The organism is Acidisarcina sp. (assembly GCA_035539175.1).
Classification (GTDB): Bacteria; Acidobacteriota; Terriglobia; order Terriglobales; family Acidobacteriaceae; genus JANXZS01.
Genome location: DATLIY010000011.1, coordinates 128,515 through 147,171, shown reverse-complemented (window position 1 = coordinate 147,171; position 18,657 = coordinate 128,515). Strand labels below are relative to the sequence as shown.

The 18,657-nt window shown below is 56.9% G+C and carries 9 protein-coding genes; 3 read left to right on the top strand and 6 right to left on the bottom strand.

The window, feature by feature from the left end; genetic code table 11:
- Positions 1–11: 11 nt before the first annotated feature.
- The 3 genes from VM554_14895 to VM554_14885 all read right to left on the bottom strand — a co-directional run bounded on the left by VM554_14895 (position 12) and on the right by VM554_14885 (position 4,812).
- Entirely contained in the window at positions 12–2,264 is a 2,253-nt protein-coding gene (locus VM554_14895; GenBank protein HVJ09662.1) for an NADP-dependent malic enzyme, read from the bottom strand.
- Between the two features lie 117 nt (positions 2,265–2,381).
- Positions 2,382–3,236 carry a formate dehydrogenase accessory sulfurtransferase FdhD gene (fdhD, locus tag VM554_14890; GenBank protein HVJ09661.1) on the bottom strand — a complete coding sequence of 285 codons (855 nt, stop codon included), beginning with the start codon at positions 3,234–3,236 and terminating at the stop codon, positions 2,382–2,384.
- A gap of 73 nt (positions 3,237–3,309) precedes the next feature.
- Positions 3,310–4,812 carry a malectin domain-containing carbohydrate-binding protein gene (locus tag VM554_14885; GenBank protein HVJ09660.1) on the bottom strand — a complete coding sequence of 501 codons (1,503 nt, stop codon included), beginning with the start codon at positions 4,810–4,812 and terminating at the stop codon, positions 3,310–3,312.
- 394 nt (positions 4,813–5,206) lie between these two features.
- Here VM554_14885 and VM554_14880 point away from each other — a divergent pair, with 394 nt between their 5' ends.
- Positions 5,207–8,674 carry a carboxypeptidase regulatory-like domain-containing protein gene (locus VM554_14880; GenBank protein ID HVJ09659.1) on the top strand — a complete coding sequence of 1,156 codons (3,468 nt, stop codon included), beginning with the start codon at positions 5,207–5,209 and terminating at the stop codon, positions 8,672–8,674.
- 56 nt (positions 8,675–8,730) lie between these two features.
- Here VM554_14880 and VM554_14875 read toward each other — a convergent pair whose 3' ends face one another.
- The 3 genes from VM554_14875 to VM554_14865 form a co-directional block, all read right to left on the bottom strand.
- Positions 8,731–10,191 (bottom strand): DUF1080 domain-containing protein, encoded by a 1,461-nt coding sequence (locus tag VM554_14875; protein HVJ09658.1) that lies wholly within the window; start codon positions 10,189–10,191, stop codon positions 8,731–8,733.
- Positions 10,192–10,417: 226 nt separating this feature from the next.
- On the bottom strand, positions 10,418–13,798 hold the full coding sequence (locus tag VM554_14870; protein ID HVJ09657.1) for a TonB-dependent receptor: 3,381 nt from the start codon (positions 13,796–13,798) through the stop codon (positions 10,418–10,420).
- 320 nt (positions 13,799–14,118) lie between these two features.
- The gene (locus VM554_14865) at positions 14,119–15,351 is read right to left on the bottom strand and encodes a hypothetical protein (protein ID HVJ09656.1); all 1,233 of its coding nucleotides are present in this window, start codon (positions 15,349–15,351) and stop codon (positions 14,119–14,121) included.
- A gap of 250 nt (positions 15,352–15,601) precedes the next feature.
- Between VM554_14865 and VM554_14860 the strand changes: the two genes are divergently transcribed.
- Together VM554_14860 and VM554_14855 are read left to right on the top strand one after the other, a co-directional pair.
- Positions 15,602–17,098 (top strand): carbohydrate porin, encoded by a 1,497-nt coding sequence (locus VM554_14860; GenBank protein HVJ09655.1) that lies wholly within the window; start codon positions 15,602–15,604, stop codon positions 17,096–17,098.
- 188 nt (positions 17,099–17,286) lie between these two features.
- Positions 17,287–18,591, top strand: a complete 1,305-nt coding sequence (locus VM554_14855; protein HVJ09654.1) for an MFS transporter — start codon at positions 17,287–17,289, stop codon at positions 18,589–18,591.
- Positions 18,592–18,657: the final 66 nt, after the last annotated feature.

Sequence of the window (18,657 nt, the reverse complement as noted above, 5' to 3'; positions counted from 1 at the left end):
GCGTTGCTGGATCACAACTTCTCTTGTGCTTCGACTACGGCCAGCGCCGCCAGGTTCACAATGTCCGATACGGAAGAATCTCTTTGAAGGACATGAACTGGCCGCGCAAGCCCCATCAAGATAGGCCCTAGGAGCTGTGCTCCGCCCATAGAAGCAAGCAGTTTGTAAGCGATGTTCGCAGCATCCAGGCTCGGAAAGATAAGGACATTCGCACCGCCGTGCAGCGTACTGAAGGGATATGTCTCTTCAATCCGCTCCGGCCGCACCGCAGTGTCTGCCTGCATTTCCCCATCGACCATAAGTTGCGGCGACCTGCTGCGGATAATCTCAACCGCTCGGCGCACTCGTTCGGAAGACTCATGGCGGCTGCTTCCAAAGTTGGAGAACGACAGCAGGGCAACCCGAGGCTCAACATCGAAGTGCCGTGCCGTTTCCGCTGCAGAAATTGCGATTTCGGCCAGATCCTCAGCAGAAGGTTCGATGTTCACGGTGCAATCCGCAAAAAAGTAAAGCTTGCCGCGAGGCGTGATGACCAGGTACAGTCCGGCTGCTCTTCGCACATCTTGCCGCAGAGGAACAATCTGTAACAATGGCCGTATCGTATCTGGATAATGCGTGGTTAGACCTGTAATCAGAGCGTCCGCGTCTCCGAGTTGCACCATGAGCGCGCCTAGAATATTGCGATTCTTGACCAGCCCTTCCGCTTCCGTTCGGGTGACCCCTTTACGCTCTCGCAATCGATACAGCTCGTCCATGTAAAGCGGAAGCCGCGGATGAGATTCAGCGTCGACAATCTCTACCGCCGCGAGGTCAAGGTGAAGCCCAGTTGCATACTCGCGAATCTTTTGCGCGTTTCCGAGAAGAACGGGCCTTGCAATCTCCGCGTCGATGAGCGCGCGGCAAGCACGCAGCACGGTCGGGCTCTCGCCCTCTGGAAACACGATGCGACAGGGCCTCACCCGCGCTTTTTGAATCAGAACTCTGGTGACGCCCGGATAGCCACCTAGACGCTCTTCCAGGTCTTGGCGATACTCCTCGAGGTCGAGCGTGACCTGCGCAACTCCCGACTGCATTGCGGCGGCAACTACGGCGCCCGCAACGCGAACCACTACCCGGGGATCGAAGGGCTTTGGAATGATGTAGTGCGGGCCAAACTTGACATCCTTCAACCCATAAATTCTGCATACGGATTCGGGAACATCCTGCTTCGCCAGGCTTGCCAGCGTGCGAGTTGCCGCAAGCATCATCTCTTCGTTGATTCCGGTTGCCCGGGCATCGAGGGCTCCGCGGAAGATTCCCGGGAAGCCAAGCACATTGTTTACTTGATTAGGAAAGTCCGATCTCCCCGTAGCAACAATGGCGTCAGGCCTTGCCGCAATCGCCGCGGTATAAGAGATCTCCGGATCGGGGTTTGCCAAGGCAAAGACCAGTGGTCTCGATGCCATTGGCCGCAGCATCTCCGCAGTTACACAATCCGCAGTCGAAAGGCCGACGAATACATCGGCATCTACCAGGGCTTCAGAAAGCGTGCGGAGATTTGTCTGCCGCACAAAGCGCGCCTTGTATGGATTGAGCCCCTCCTGACGCCCCTCATAGAGCACGCCCTTGGAGTCGCACATCAAGATATTCTCGCGGAGCGCACCGAGGCGGATGAAGTGCTCCGCACACGCAATCGCTCCTGCGCCCGCGCCGTTGACAACGATTCGTGCGTGGCTTATTTCCTTGCCCGCGACTTCGAGGCCATTCACCAGGGCTGCACCGGAGATGATCGCTGTTCCATGCTGATCATCGTGAAATACAGGAATCTTCAGGGTCTGGCGTAGCTCCTTCTCAATAATGAAGCACTCCGGAGCTTTGATGTCCTCCAGGTTGATCCCACCGAATGTCGGCTCCAGCATCTGGCAGGCGCGAATGACATCCTGAGGATCATTGGCAGCCAACTCAAGATCAAAGACATCGATATCCGCGAAACGCTTGAAGAGGATCGCCTTCCCCTCCATTACCGGCTTCCCTGCGGATGGCCCGATGTTTCCCAGCCCCAGGACAGCAGTTCCGTTCGTCACAACAGCAACCAGATTCGACTTCGCCGTGTACTTATATACGAGATCCGGCTCGCGATGAATTGCCAGGCAAGGAGCCGCCACCCCCGGAGTATATGCCAGACTCAGATCCCGCTGCGTCAGGCAGGGTTTTGTCGCAATGACTGATATTTTTCCGGGTGGGCGAGTCGAGTGGTACTCCAGTGCATCTTCATCGCGGACCATTGGGTTCGGCCTCCACGCTGGCATAGTCTTCTACCAGCGAGACTGACCAGTGTAGCGCAACCAAGGATTCATTCAGGATCGCATGCGAGAATCGATCATTTGCTGGCAAGCAATGAGTCACTTCACTGCGGAGGAGAAGCAGCGAAAGTCGCCTGAATAAACAACAAATCGGCGACCTCGAAGAAAGCCAATCAATGTAAGCCCGAGTTCACGGGCGAGCTTAACGGCCAGGCTGGAGGGAGCCGATACCGAGGCGAGTACCGGAATTCCCGCAGTCAGAACCTTCTGAATAATTTCAAAGCCTCCTCGTCCGCTGACCAGCATGACATATCGCGAAAGTGGCAAACGTCCTTCCAGAAGAGCCCAGCCGATAATCTTGTCGACAGCGTTGTGGCGGCCAATATCTTCCCGCAGGGCTAGGAGTTCTCCGTTGGCATCGAAGAGCGCAGCGGCGTGCAATCCTCCCGTTCTGCCAAAAACAGCCTGCTCTGATCGCAGCCGCTCCGGAAGCTGATAGAGGATTTCAGCATCGACGCGAAAGGCAGGATCCGGAGGCTGCAATCCGCGTACCCGTATGGCGTTGATGGATGCCTTGCCGCAAATGCCACAGCCCGAAGCTGCAAAGAAACGTCGCTGCATGTCGCTTGCGAGATGGGAGCCATCCTTCACCTCAACCTTGACTACGTTGCTCTTGCTGCCCGTCTCTGATGCAATCGCGCGCAGACCGGCGATCTGCTCTCTCGATTGGATAAGTCCTTCGGTCCATAGGAAGCCTGCTGCAAGTTCGAGATCGTGGCCAGGAGTCCGCATGGTGACAGTAAACGGAGTGCCCCCGATACGAATCTCAAGCGGTTCCTCCGCTGCAAGGTAGTCCTGAAGCGAGTGGGCAACTCCCTCTTGCCACTCGATTACCTGCGTCAGTTCGACACTTCTCGCTGGAGTACGCACCCGCATCCCTTCTGCAGCTTCCATTGACGTTGAGGCACCATGCAAAGCCTGTCAACAAAGAGAGCCGCTGTTGCTTCCGCTTCTCTGCCTGGAGTCCCTACTGCGATGGCTCCGGCGACACTTCAATTGCATCGATGAGTGCGTAGTTTATGACAGGTGTAAAGGAGAGTTCGATCTTCCCCTGTGCGGTCGCCTGGAGATTGTCAAAGGTTTTCACTATGGGGGCTAATCCAGCCTCGCCCACAAGGTCGAAATTCTTAAGCAAAGAAACGCCATTGCACCAGACGTCAAAGACCCTGCTACGAGGACCCATTGGTGAACTGCTCTGCTTGCCAAACCAGTGCTCTTGAAAGTAGAGCCGTACTCGATACTTCTCAAGAGGAACGACAGGCAGGATATAACGAAAATGGCCGATACGCTGGTAAGCATAGATACCGGTTCCATCGCTCTTGCCGAACTTTGAAACTCTGCCGCGCCGGCCACCGATGAAATAACGGTCCGAGTACCAGATATGGCCTTCGGGGTCTGTATAGGGTTTCGAGCTGGCAACGATGCGGATAGGCAGCATAGCCTCGGTTGGCGTGGGTATTATTTCTACGGCCTTTAGCAGAGAAATTTCGCTGATGTAGTCGAGGTGGATGCTGTCATCGTTCTCCGGATGCACACCTCGGAAGACCTTTGTTGTCGCGGTTCCATTTCCTTCAGCATCGTCCACAACATCGAGAGTGATACCGTCGCTCCCATTGAGGAAGAAGACAGCGCGATTCGTTGCCTCCGGTAAAGTCGAATTTTCCGCGAAGAGCAGGTGCACCTCATACGTCCCGGGATCGACGGGAAAGACGCAGTGAACCGTGCCGCGCACCCCGCCCAGAAAAATATATGGGTCTTCCGTGCCCATAATATTTTGAGCAGATTCGGCAATGCTGTCGCCCCCGATGCAGTAGTTTCCGGGTGCCCACGTGTTGCCGGAGTGATCGACGTAGGGCTCACGGCCATTTCCCAGCAAGGCGCGGACTGTCCTTCCAGAAACGCTTTTCGCTGCCCCCTTTGAACTTGCGATGCTCGCCCACTGCGCCCGCCGATGACCTGCCACCAACAACACAACGCCCGCGAGGACGATGGCAGCGAGTCCCACCAGTCCAGGAATCAGCCATCTGCTGCGGCGCGCTAACTCCTGCGGAACGGCTTGGTAGTCCGCATCGGCAAGAGGTACAGCCTCCACGCTATCTGTTGGCTGGGTGATCTCAAGAGCGTTACTGTTCTGATGGAGAAAAGATGGGGCATATTGTCCGGGAGGGATCAGGACACAAACTGGGCGTTCCGCTCCGGGCCCCTGATAGATCTCCTGAAGGCGCTTTCGCAACAGGTGAGCCGTCACGCGGACGATCGTATCCACTTGCGGATCGAAGTCACTGCGCCTGCCGAGCGCCTCGATAGCGACAGTATGTTCGGTAATCTGATCAGCCTTACCGTCGAAATGCTTCTGGCAGAGGAAGGCGAGCATGTGCGCCAGGTTGTGGGACCGCCCCAGGACGCCTGAGGTCAGGAGCCAGTTGACTTCCTCGCGTTCGAGATCGATTCCATTGAGAACCGTCGACATCGCTCATCAAACTCCAAATCGATGGATGAGCGATTCTACACGACTAGGCTAACGATGATCCTTATCTTTCTGCGAACCCCGAAATGAGTCCCTTCCCTGCACTCATGACCGGCTGCACGTTAAAGAACAAAGATTAACGAAGATTAACGTCACCACACGTCGCCCGCGAATCCGCGGAGAACCTTTGATTCTTCCGGACTTACGTGCGCCTTGCCCCATTCACAGTCCGGCTCGCATTTTTACGTGCAAATTCACATGACAATTCTTGAAAGGCATTGCTAGGTTCCTCGCGTTCCACCACGAGTCTAACTGCCACTCTGCATCTGGTGACTCCAGGTGTCAGACAGTGGTTTCCCACGATGGAAATCTGGAAGTACTTTGGGAGGAAATACGCATGAATAGCGGTAAAGTTAGCAAGCTGGCAAGCTTGATGCTCTTGGTAATTTTGCTGATCGTTGCAGCCACAGCAAACGCCCAGGACATCTTTGGTGTGATTTCGGGTAGCGTAACCGATTCCACAGGTGCTCTGGTTGTAGGGGCCAAGGTGACGATCAGAAACGAGGAGACCAAACAGGGTAGAGTCGTCCTAAGTAATAGCATCGGCTTTTACACGGCGCCGCAACTTGCGGTAGGGCGCTACAGTGTGACGGCGGAGAAGCAGGGATTCAAGACCTACACCGTCGCCGGCACGGACCTGAACGCTGGCGCGCATGCAACCGTGGACCTTTCTCTTCCAGTAGGGTCAACCAGCGAATCCGTGATCGTCTCGACAACCGGCGAAACGATCAACACAGCCAGCGCAGAGATCGCAAGGACGGTCGACTCGCAGCAGGTGCAAACGCTGGCGTTGAACGAGCGTAATTTTGTGCAACTGACAACGATCGTTCCCGGAGCGGCAACCGTATCCTTTGACCAGACCGCTATGACCACAGGCATGTCCACCACCGCTGCAGCCATCAATGGCATGCGCACCGATCAGAACCTCTTCACGGTGGACGGCGGTTACAACATGGACTCAGGTTCGAACTCCTCACAGTTGAACAATGTGGGCATCGACTTCGTCCAGGAAGTGACGGTGCAGACATCGAACTTCTCTGCTGAATATGGCCGTAACGCAGCCTCCTCTGTGAACGTGGTTACCAAGAGCGGTACCAACCAATTTCACGGCGGAGTATTCGAGTTCGTGCGCAACCAGATCTTCGATGCCGCCAATCCTGGGTCCAAGCTCAACATCACGCCGACCACGAAGCTTAATACTATTAAGCCGCCATTGCGGTACAACGACTTTGGATGGGATTTAGGCGGGCCAATCTGGCATGATAAGGTCTTCTTCTTCGTCGGAGAGGAGTGGAAACGGCTTCGCCTCGCAGCCACGGCGCAGAACCTGACCGTGCCAACGAGCAGGGAGCTCTCCGGCGATTTCAGCGATACCCCCGCAATCACTCTGGTCAAGCCTCCGAATGCACCTTTGGGTTGCACCATCGTCGCCAATGTCCTTAGTCCCGCCTGCATCACGGCAGATGGCAAGGCCATCGCGAATGTCTATACCCTTATGGAGAAGCAGGCGGCAGCCTTCAACGACACGCCGAGCGCCAACAACGCCACCTTCCAGCCGAACAACCCACAGAATTGGCGCGAGGACATCATCCGCATCGACTATCACCCCGCACCGAAGCACAGCATATACTTCCGCTATCTTCATGACGACCTGAAGCTGATCGACGCATTCGGCACCTTTACGCCGGGCGGTCTTCCCACCACACCAACCACTCGTATCCGGCCTGGATACAGCTTTCAGCTTGGCCACATCTGGATGACCTCGCCCAAGCTCATTAACGAGGCAAAGTTCAATGTCTCGTGGAATAAGCAACGCATTCCTCCGGAGGGTGACACGTGGAAGCGCTCGACCTACGCGTTTGCCTTTCCGTTGCCATTCCCGAACGCAGGCAGCTATCCGCAGGGCATTCCCCACGTAACGTTCACCGGAGTCTCCGGAGCTCCGATCACTGGACTGGCGCAGTTCTCGGGCCCTTACTTCTCGCTCCTGGCGCCGACAACCGACATCTCGCCATCCGACACGCTCACTGCACTTGTTGGCCAGCACACTCTCAAATTCGGTGTGCTCTTCGCGCGCAATCGCAAGGATCAGAACTCGCGGCCAAACTCTTATAACGGAGCAATCAACTTCCAGGCCGGCGGCAACCCGAACTCAACCGGCAATCCTGTCGCCGATGCCTTGATGGGGAACTTCCAAACCTTCTCGCAGCAATCAGCCGATCCTGTTGGCCATTTCCGCTTCAACAACCTCTCGCTCTTCGCAATGGACAACTGGAAGGTGACAACAAAGCTCAGTCTCGAACTCGGCCTGCGCTTTGAATACACAACGCCCACCTACACGCAGGGAAACAACATGGCGAACTTCGATCCCGCCGCGTACTCCGCCTCAACGGCACCTACATCCATCAGCAGCAAAAATGTTCCCAGCGGACCAAATCTGAACAACGGCTATGTAGTCGATGGCCTAGTGCGCCCAGGCAATGTTCCGTCCGATCAGTATCGCCGCGTTCCTGGTGCAACGAGCAGCTTCGTGAATGCAGTGCCCGCTACTGCACCCCGCGGCTTCTTCGATACTGAGGCCCTCTTCGGACCGCGCATCGGCGTTGCCTACACAGTGGATTCCAAAACTGTGCTTCGCGCTGGCTTTGGGTTGTTCTTTGACAAGCCGGAGGGCAACATCATCTTCGGTCAACCGGGTGTCGTTCCGTTTCTGCAGTCTGTCACATACCAGAACGGCAACCTCGCCAACCCCACTGGAGGCGGCTCAACCGTCCCAACAATCTTCGGGATGAGTGCCGTCGATCCGAAACTACGCGTAGCGCGGAACGGGCAATACAGCCTTAGCGTTCAGAACCAGGCGGCCTATGGACTTCTGTTCCAGCTCGCCTACGTCGGCAACGCGTCGCGCCACATGGTACGCCAGCCGAATATCAACGCGCCGTCTTTTGCTGAGGTAGCCGCGCACCCGGGATTGGCAGCCAATCAGATCCGCCAATACTTCGGATACACCGACATCACCCAGTACCGGAGTGACGGCACTTCGAATTACAACGCGCTGCAACTTTCCGCAGTCAAGCGCCGGGGCAATTTGATGCTGACGCTCAATTACACCTGGTCGAAGGCCCTGGCTACAAACTCAGTCTATACAGACAACGCGGAGCCAGAGTGTCCGTTCAGCTGTGTAACCGCCGATGGAAAAACTCTATCCTGGAGACAGTTCCTATACGGCACACCCACCTTCGACCGCAGAAACATCTTCACGGCAACCTACACCTACACACTTCCGGTATTCAAGAGCCGTCACGATGTGCTGGGGCAGGCATTAGGGGGATGGTCCATCAGCGGCATCACCCGCGCCCAAAGCGGCCAACCACTCACCATCTCGGCAACGCAGTCCATCGGTCCGAGCTCCACTCCGGGGAGCGCCGCCTACAGCAGGCGCGCCAACTTCAATCCCGGCGCACACATTCGCTCCGGCTACCAATGTCCTACCGGCAAGATCTGCTGGTTCAATCCGGCAAACTCCGGCTCGACAGCGGCTTTCGTACTCCCCTCCAATAGCGCCCCCGGGAACGCCCCGATCGGCAACGTCATCGGCCCAGCCTACTTCGGAACAGATCTCTCGCTACGCAAGACATTCGGCATGCCGCGGGAGATGGGTTTGCTGATCCAGGCCGATGCCTTCAACGTATTCAATCGAACAAACTGGGGAAATCCCGGAACCTCGGTCAACAGCGGACTCGGACTGATCACGAGTTCCAATCCGCCGAGGCAACTGCAGTTCGGAGCCAAGTTCAACTTCTGACGCGGCTCTCCTGGAAGGCGATGGGCCTCGTACCCATCGCCTTTCCGCTTTAGTCCTTACATCATGCGCCGTGCCTTGACTTCGATCGCCTTTTGACCTGCCGGTCTTGGTACAAAAATATCCTGCCACACCAGGCCGCATTGCCTCACCATCTGGATCGGGTATTCGAGGCGTCCCAGGTTCGCGTCGGCATTGTTCGTTCCGAAGGAGAACTTCGCTCCGGCAGCTTTGGCTGCGGAGATAAACGCCGCACTCGGAATTTTGTAACGATTGTTGATCTCAATTGCCACATCGTTCTTCACCGCCGCCGTAATCACCCGGTTCATCCGCTCGGGCGTCCAGAGCGCATCGTACTCTGCGGAGATCTGGTGCGGCAGAAAGGTGGCATTCGCGTAGATGTCGATTGGCTCATGCATCACTCCCTCAATGCGCTTCACATACATCTCCATGAACGCCTGCTTGTCGGTGAGGTCACCGGCTTCTTCCTTAATCCAGATACGCCTGCGCTTCCCGTTATCATCGGTGAAGGTCATCGCATCCGTGAAGACATAGTCGAAGCGGGCAGCAGACTCCGGCGAGACGAGCGTCATCCATTCCCGCCCTTCACCCTGCAGAGCCACATAGCATGGCTGCCCCTTCATGCTCGCGAGATAATCGCGCACGCTGTCGTCGCTATGCACAGGGAAACCTAAACCGCAGTTCACCGCGATGCCATAGTTGATGCCCAGGCGACGAGAGTTGGCGAGCGCCTGCTCGATCGTCAACCCTCCCTTCAAATGCACGTGATAATCCACCACCGGATAATTCTCCGTGCCGAGACGGATCACCTGGCGATAGAGTTCGTCTACTTCAGGCTGTTCCATGGAGATCTGCGCGATGTTGTCAGGCAGCGGACGAACCCGGATGCTCTTAAAGTAGGTCGTGCTGCCTGGGTCGTGGCCCTGCAGCGCAAACGTGCCGTGATGCAGGACGCGCTGAAAGTTCAGATCGGCGCGAAACGGTGACTCTGGCTCAACGTAGTCCACCACAAGCATGTCGTTCAGGCGAATCTGCACTTGCTTGCCGCGCACCAGTACGTGCAGACGAAACCATTCATTGTCGTTGACGAACTGCTTGTAGACGTTGCGCACGCCGTAGAGAGAGCCTGTCTTCTTTCGCTCGCTGTGCCCGCTGCCCTCTCGATCCGTGTTGCACAACTGCACTTCAAAACCAGCCGCAGGCCAGCCCGATGGCTGATACGCAGTGTGAAAGTAAACGCCGGAGTTCGCGCCGGGCCCTGACATCGCCTCTACGCTTAGCTCAAAGTTTTTGAAGTCGGCATGGCTCACGGGTCCCACATAGAACAGGTGAGACCGGCCGCCGCGAGCGACAATCCGCCCATCTGCGACGGTGAAGGTGTCCGCGTGTTCGTTGGCTTTCCACCCCGCAAGCGATTTGCCATCAAACAGCGGAATCCACCCTTCGGACTCATCCAGGAACGCAGAAGCAGCTACTGGTGCAGCCAACAGAATAGCCATCAAATCGCGGCGCGTAAGGATTGACAAGGAAGCCCCCAGGTAGAGTTGGAATCGGACCAGCCAGTATAGGTCAGCGCGCTCTTTTAGTTCAGCCTTCCTGCGCTGTGTGCAACGCCGCGTAAAAAAGAAGGGAGCCTGCCCCAATCGACGAAGCCGTCGAAGTGGCAGGCTCCCCTGTTGATCTAGCAGCCCTCTTTATTAGCAGGCCCTAAAACGTTAGCAGGCCCTAAAACGTGAACTTGGCCGCGAGTTGAATTCCGCGCGGGCCTCCCCCTCCGAGAAAGGGATTGCCGATACCCACATCGCCGGTCGCAGTAATTGCATAGGAACCGGAGCTGACCTGCCGGTTGCCATTCGCGGTAAAGCCGTTGGGTGCAGCATCCGCTATAAAGTTCGGCAACTGCGGAGCGGTAAAGTTGGGATGGTTCACCACGTTGAATATTTCTGCGCGCAACTGCAGGACCAAGCTCTTTGCCAGGTGGGTAGATTTATAAAGAGCCAGATCCCAGTTCGTGTAAGGCAGGCCACGCAGCGAATTGCGGCCCAGGTTTCCGAAGTGGCGAGTACCCGGCACGCAGTCCTGTTCCGTGCCCTGCGAATTCCCAGCTAGAGCGACGCTGGTGGCAGCACAGGGAATGGCGAACGAACTGAGATCGAGAAATTTTGCTGGATTGTGGGAATAGCGAACCCGCCCAACGACATCGGGCCGGTCGAAGCCCTCGCCACTGCCGCTGAAGTCGCCTTCAAAGTTGTAGTTCAGGTTGAAGGGCTGCCCCGTCTGCCTTGTCAACGTGCTGTCCAGGCCCCAGCCATTCTTCAAAGACGCGAACTCCCCTCCTGAATCGGGCAATGTATAGCTCAGAATCCAGGTCGTGCGGTTGCGGACGTCGAAGTTGGAGTTGCCATATTCGGCGCGTGTCCTTGTGCTGTCATTGGGCTGTGCAGCGTTGGGGATGAAGTCCTCACCGTCGCTGGCGGTATCGATGGAGTGCGACCACACATAGTTCAGGATCGAAGTAATGCCATGCCAGTTGCTAACGCGCAGGCTCGCCTGCAGGGCGTTGTAATTCGACGTGGCCTTCGTCTCTTCCTGATTCACATAGAAAGCGCCATAGGGATTGTTCGCGTAGACACGGCTTGCCGAGTTATAGGCCGGAATGCACCCCGGACCACCGGTGACCGCGCCGCCCGTGGCACAAGACCCCGAAATGGTATTTCCCATGGCGTCCTGGTAGGAATAGCTCGCGGTCTGCGCATATGCCAGATCTGTCTGCGTGATAACTGCCTGGCCCGGCTGATTGATGTCGCGGAAGTGCAGCAGATGGCGTCCAAGCGAGCCGACGTAGCCCACCTGGAACATGGCTTTAGGAGTAATCTGCTGCTCGATGTTCAGGTTGTAGTTCTGCATGTAAGGCGTGCTCAAATGGCGGTCCACGCCGAAGATGTCTCCGGCAGGGGCGCCTCCGGGGGTATTGAACACCGGCTGTCCCGCGACAATCGTGCCGCCCACTGCGCTGACCGAGTAAATGGGTGCCGGGCCAATCGGATTGTAAGCAGGACCGGGATCGAAGCTGCTGTTGAATGGCAGGTGAGCCAGGAAGATGTCCTGCGAAAACGAGTCAAAGAATACGCCGTAGCCGGTGCGTAGAACCGTCTTGCCGCCACCGGTGACGTCCCACGCAATGCTGACTCGCGGGCTGAAGTTCTTGTAGCTCGGCTCGTAAAGATTCTTGAGGCTGGGCGACCCCAGCATGCTGAGAGTTAGCGTGCCCCCCACCGGATCGAAGCTGGTGATGTTACTCATCAGGTTGTTCTTCTCGCCGATGACACCGTAGTAGTCCCAGCGCACCCCAAAGTTAACCGTTACATGGGGAGTTGCTCGATAGGCATCCTGCGCATAGAAGCCGTGACTATTCTGAAGACCGTGGCGCTTGGAGTAGCCCGACGCCTGGTTGCCGCCGCTCACATTGCCTGCCAGGAAATCATCCAGCGAAGCGAAGGTGAGCTTTCCGCGGAAGTCGGTATCCAAAACCTGCTGGATCGTCGTACGACGAAACTCATAGCCGAACTTCAGATCGTGCTTGCTGCGATTCCACGAGAAGTTATCGAATGCCTGCCAGTTCGAGTCCACGCGGGAACGCGGATCGGCTTTGCTGGCTCCCAATGAGGAGAAGCCTGCAACCACCATCACCGGCAGCCCGGCGTTCGCCGCCCCGGTGCCAGTATTCAATCCAATGGAACTGGGTGCAAACGATTTATCCTGCGGGAAAAATCCCTCGGCAAAGCGATTCCACCCCATGCGAACCTCGTTCACCTTATTGGGGGTAAGCACGGTGACATCGGAGATCGAAACAAGCTGCACGCGCGTGGGGGTAAATGTGTTGAAACCAGGCAGAACACCTCCGCCGGAGAGCGCCAGCGGAAAGCTCTGCGTGCTATCGCCAAAATAGTAGCGGCCGCTCAGCAGATTGGAATGCGGCAGGTTCTGATCAATTTTGGCGATGACGCTGTGAATATTGTTGCTCGACGGCGCCACAATGGCTCCGTTCGCATTCGGCTGGGGCCAGGGCGTGCGCTTCAGCAGCGCTTGGATCACCGGGTTCGTGGCAGTTGCAAGCCGGGCAGGATCCGGCACGGAAGCAACGCTGACGGTACCGACCCCTTCGCGTTGTCCCTCATAGTCGACAAAGAAGAATGTTTTGTTTGGAACAATAGGACCGCCGAGCGAGCCGCCGAACTGGTTGTTGCGGAAGGGCGCCTGCGTATTGCCCTTCTCATTGAAGTAGTTGCGCGCATCCAGCACGTTGTTGCGGAAGTACTCCAGCGCCGTTCCGTGGAACTGGTTGATGCCGCTCTTGGTAACAATATTGATGACCGCGCCAGCGCTGCGTCCATATTCCGGCTGAAAGTTCGACATGACATTCAGCTCCTGCACCGCGTCAACCGGCAGGATGGTGGCGGGTGTACCAAAAACGCCCGGCTGGTTCAGCGCGGATTCGTTGCGGAAGCCGTCGTTCATGTCCGTGCCGTCGAGCAGGAAGTTGTTCGCGCGGCCACGGGCGCCATTCATCGAAAAGCTGCCATAGGAGCCGGGCGAATCGCTGATCTCGTCGGGCGATCCGGAGACGCCTGGCGTGAGGTAGATGAGCTTGCCATAGTCACGGCCATTGATGGGAAGGTTCTTGATTTCCTTCGTCGTCAGCGTGGCTCCCAATGTATCCGAAACCGCTTCCACCTGCGGCAATGCATCCGCGGAGATCTCGACCGTCTCGCTCACTGCGCCCGGGTGAAGTGCGGCATCCACCCGCGACTGAGCAGCAACATTCACGCTGACGGACTTCGCGACAAAGGTAGCAAAGCCTTGTTGTTCAACAGTTACGTTGTAAGTGCCGTTGGGTAGCTCAGGAACGGAGTAGGTTCCATCGGAACTGGAGAGGACCTGTCGATCGATCCCGTTCTCGGAGCTATGTACCGTGACCTTCGCGCCTGGGACGGGCGCACCTGTGGTATCGGTCACCGTCCCTAGAATCGTGCCTCGAAATGTTTGCGCAGAAAGGCTCGCCACACACAGCAAGCTAAAGAGGATTGCACTCCATACCTTCGTCATATCTTCCTCAACTGGTCTCTCGAAATTGTTGGTCGAAGCAGCGCTGCTTCTGCTCCCTGGCTGGGCGGTCTTTTCTAACTCATTTTTGGAAATATGAGCCTGTAGCTGCCTGAACTCGACTACACCCGCAAAGAATGCGTTACAAGAGCTCTGAATGTCCACGGAAATGAGTGGCCGCACCGCAAGGCTATGATTCAGCCGTAGATATTCAATTTTAGGCGATATGGTCGCTTGAGTGAAAAAGAAGTCTCCCAATAAACTTCTTCTATGCGCCGGATAACTAAAATGATATGAGATTTCGGTGAATTCTGAGCCAACTGCTACCAGTATTCGATCGCAAGAATGCGAGATGGCCCCGGATGCCCTTCAATCACCTGGGTCTGCACAACGGCCTCCATATTCACCGTCTTCCAGTCGCGGGGCGCATTCTGAAAAAGCGCCTTGAGGAAGCCCGGATCGGACAGAACCTCGCCCGCTGCCTCGGTCCCTTCGCTGGAGAGCCCAGCGGCCAGCACCACCGGTTGATCCAGTGTGGTGTCGTGATATCTGGCAATTATGGCGAAATCGGATGACTGCGAGGAGGGGGGCTGCTTCAGCAATACCGACCAGTTCCTGGCCGCAGGATTCTTGTGATCCACGATATACATCGCATTATTGTCCATCCCGAATCCATACCGCAGAGACTGCGTCAGCCGCAGTGCCCAATCGTTATCCAGGGCCCCCACCAGCACTACCGGCCCCTCGCGCAGCTCTGGAAAGCTTGCTTTTGACGCTAAAAGCAGCCGAAAAGGCTTATGCCGGCCTTCCAGAACGCCTCCCACGCGGATCAGCGTGGCCACGTTCGCTGTCCCCAAACGACCTGACCGGCGAATAGAGTCATATACGGTTGCGGGGGAAGGCGAATTCTGGAGCGCCTGATCCACCGAATCCGGCGAGCCAACGCAGAGCGTCACAAGGGAGGGAGAACGGGAGATAGGGGACCAGAACTGGTCCGCCACCGACGGTCGAAACCAGAAATGCCATCCCAGGCCAAGCCCCACGGCTGCCACCACGAGAGCCGCGACAGCATAAGGCCAGAAGCGGGTTCGAGATACAGCCATCCCTCGCTTCGTGTCCGCTGCCTCCGGCATGAGGATCGCGGACGGAGCAGACGCGGATTCAGTTGGAGCAGGCGGAGCCTGGGCCGGACGGAAGTAGGGCACATAGGAACCGGGATTCAACCCGATCATCAACTCATTCTTGTGCTGAGGTTGTTGATAATACAGGGCAATTCGCTTCCGGACCTCCGCCGCGCTCAGGCGAACTACCGGATCCTGATTTGTGTCATAATCGGCAGCACGATGAAAGACCTCGATACCGAGAAGCCGTTCTTTCAGTGCGTCTTCCTGCCCCGCCAGTGTCTGCTCCACCACAAAACGAAGCAGGTTCGGGTAGCGTTTGCTGATCAGGAAATGCGAACTACTGAGCAACTTCTTTAACTGGTCGCGAACCTGCTGCCGTTCGACGTCAGTCGTGGGCCGCCATGCATCATTTTCATAATCCTCAGATGACATGGTGCTTATCTTCCTCTATGCAAGATGGTATCAATGGGCGTAACAAGGCACTTGATACGTGCATCAAGAACACATTTCCCTTCAGCGATTTTACGCCGCGAGGCCCCAATACGTCTCCGGGTACTGCTCCCGGACTACCGTAGCAATCTTGTGAGTTGTTTTTTCATGGGCCTATTGTTGGCGCCGGATTAAAAGAACCGAATGCTTGGGCATGCGACCCCCGGAACCACAATTGAAGGAGAACCAAGAAATGAATGCCAGATTCACCCCCGCTGGGGGCGTGCCTGATATGCAATCTTCAGGGACACCTATTTATAGGACCGCCCGCCAGTTTCACCTCAAAACGTACTCTTCCCTGCTCCTGGCAAGCCTCCTGTTGACGGTTTGCCTGAACGCACAAACGACGACGCAGGACTCCTCCTCGTCCCAGGATTCGTCATCCCAGAGTTCCTCCTCGTCCTCCTCCCTGCCGGATGAGCCTGTCGCCGCCAATTCCACTCAAGCCGCAGCCGCCCCGCAGCCCGCGAAGGAGCCCACTCCGGCGGAGATGGGCGCGATATACCGGGGACAGATCCTGATGCAGCCGCCGGATTCCCAACGATTGTTCGGACCTTGGAATAATGTGCGCAACGCGATGCAGCGCCATGGTTTTGGCATTTACGCGATTAGCCAGACGGTATTCATCTACAACACGCTCAGCGCGCCGGTGCCGTATAACCAGATCCACTACCCCGGCCAGCGCCCTTTTATCCAATCTTCGAGCTATCCCGGCCTGACGTATGACATGCGCGCGTTTGGGCTTAAGAACGCGCAGTTCGCGATGATCGCCGCCATTCAGAAGATGAGTTGGAACCCTGCCGGACCTGAGGCAGTGGGCTTTGGCGGAATCTCCTATTATCAGTCGGTCTGGAAGAACCGTCTGGAGTTCAAAGGCGGCTATCTCGACGAAGCCGATGAGTTTATCCAATTGAAGGTCGGGGGACTTGCCAACAACGGCGCGCTCGGCGTCTATGCCGTGCTGCCTTATGAAGTCGGTCTGGCAAACCTGCCCCAGCAAGCGCCGGCGTTTAATGTCCGGGCCAACCTGCCCCACCATTTTTACGCGAAGGTCGGCTTCCAGAGGAGCTTCTCCAACAAGGGCGGAGTCGGCGAGCAGGCAAGGGACAAGCTTCAGCTCCGTTTTGCGCCAAAAGGCGACGGGCTGCTCTCCATCTTTGAGGGCGATTATCAGCAATCGACCTATAAGAATCCGATGAAGACCTGGGTTCGTGCCGGCTTCATGTACAACACAACGAAATACACCAACTTTAAGACGGGCCGGACGGACACTACGAATTATGGAACGTATCTGATCGCTGACCGCCAGTTCACCCATACGAGCGCCACCAACGAGCGCCGGGGACTCTATGCTGGCTTCTCCGCGATGTATGTCCCGCCGTCGGTCAACAAGTACACGCAGTACTATGAATTTCGCCTGTACGACAACGGGCCTATCAGCAAGAGGCCGAGCGATTTTGCCTCTCTTGTCTTCTCGCACACAGACAATAGCGAGTTCTATACGCGCACTCAGGTGGCACAGGGGAAGAGAGTCTGGAATAGTGCCTGGTCGGCAACAGGGACATACACGACCAAGCTGTATCGTGGAGCGTACTGGGTCAATGCTCTCGGCTACACCCAGGGCCCTTCAATCACTCCGCGTACACGGAACGCTCTGGAGTACAACACGATGCTGATGCTGTTCTTTTAGGGGGGAACCCGGCGCGTCCATCCGTAACGATAGAAGTGCCGTTGCGTTTTATTGGCGATTTAGACACAACCCGCCCCAGCGACGGTTAAACAGGTGTATCGGGAGCACCCCCTGGCAAGGCCAGACCATGGCACGTAGCCTCGAGGCATAGAGCGCCCCGGTACACCGGCTCCAAGGAGAGCAAAACGATGGATGACACGGCACTCAACCAGCAGACCGACGAGGATTTAACTCCCGGCATACCCCAAGGTCGCGTGCGCTGGACCGTCTGCGCCATGCTGTTTGCCGCCACGTCGATCAACTACATGGATCGCCAGGTCATCTCGATCCTCAAGCCCACCCTGGAACACACCATCGGCATGACCGAGGTGGACTATGGCTACGTTGTAGATGCCTTTCAGATTGCGTATGCGCTCGGCCTCCTGGCTGCAGGACGGTTCGTCGATAAGGTCGGCACGCGCATCGGCTACATGATCATCATGGCCATCTGGAGTCTCTCGGCCATGGGTCATGCGCTGGCCAACTCTGTGCTCGAGTTCGGTATCGCGCGGTTCTTTCTTGGAATAGGCGAAGCCGGCAACTTTCCCGCAGCCATCAAGACTGTTGCCGAGTGGTTCCCGCGCAGTGAACGTTCCCTGGCGACGGGCATCTTCAACTCCGGTGCGAATCTTGGAGCGATTCTGGCTCCGGTCATTGTGCCCTGGGTGACCATACGCTATGGCTGGCATGCGGCCTTCCTGATCACCGGCTGCTTCAGCGCACTCTGGATTCTGTGGTGGTTTAAGACCTATCACAAGCCCGCCGATCATCCCACGCTGAGCGGCCATGAGTTGCGCTACATCTATAAAGAAGCAGCATCCGACATGGGCCCATCCGTGCCGTGGGGTAAATTGCTCGGCTACCGCCAGACCTGGGCATTTTCCGCCGCCAAGTTTCTAACAGATCCCATCTGGTGGTTCTACCTCTTCTGGATGCCCTCGTATTTCAGCGCCAAGTTTCACCTGGACCTTTCGCATATCGGGCTGCCGCTCATCATCATCTACAACGCCTCGGCTATTGGCAGTATCGGTGGAGGCTGGCTGCCTGCGCCCTTCCGCCGTCTTGGACTCTCGGTCTCGAACGCGCGGCTGTCGGCTATGTTCATTTGCGCCGCGGTGGTCGTCCCCATCTTTGCGGCCACCTATGTCAAATCGGAGTGGTCTGCTATCGCGCTGCTCAGTGTGGCTGCCGCCGCGCACCAGGGTTGGTCGGCCAATCTTCTCACCACAACATCGGATATGTTTCCGCGCAGTGCGGTGGGTTCGGTCACGGGTATCGGCAGCATGGCAGGATCGGCTGGCGGCGCTCTCTTTGCTACCTATGCAGGCCACATCCTGCAGCTCACACACAGCTATTCCAGCCTCTTTGCCATGGCGGCAGGGGCATACCTGCTGGCCCTGCTCATCATGGTCCTGCTCGCCCCCGGATTGAAGAAAGTGGTGTTCGCTCAATGAGCCTATGCAGGTACGGTTCGCGCGGCACTCCGGGCACGCCTGCATCCTCGCCAACCCGGAACTGGG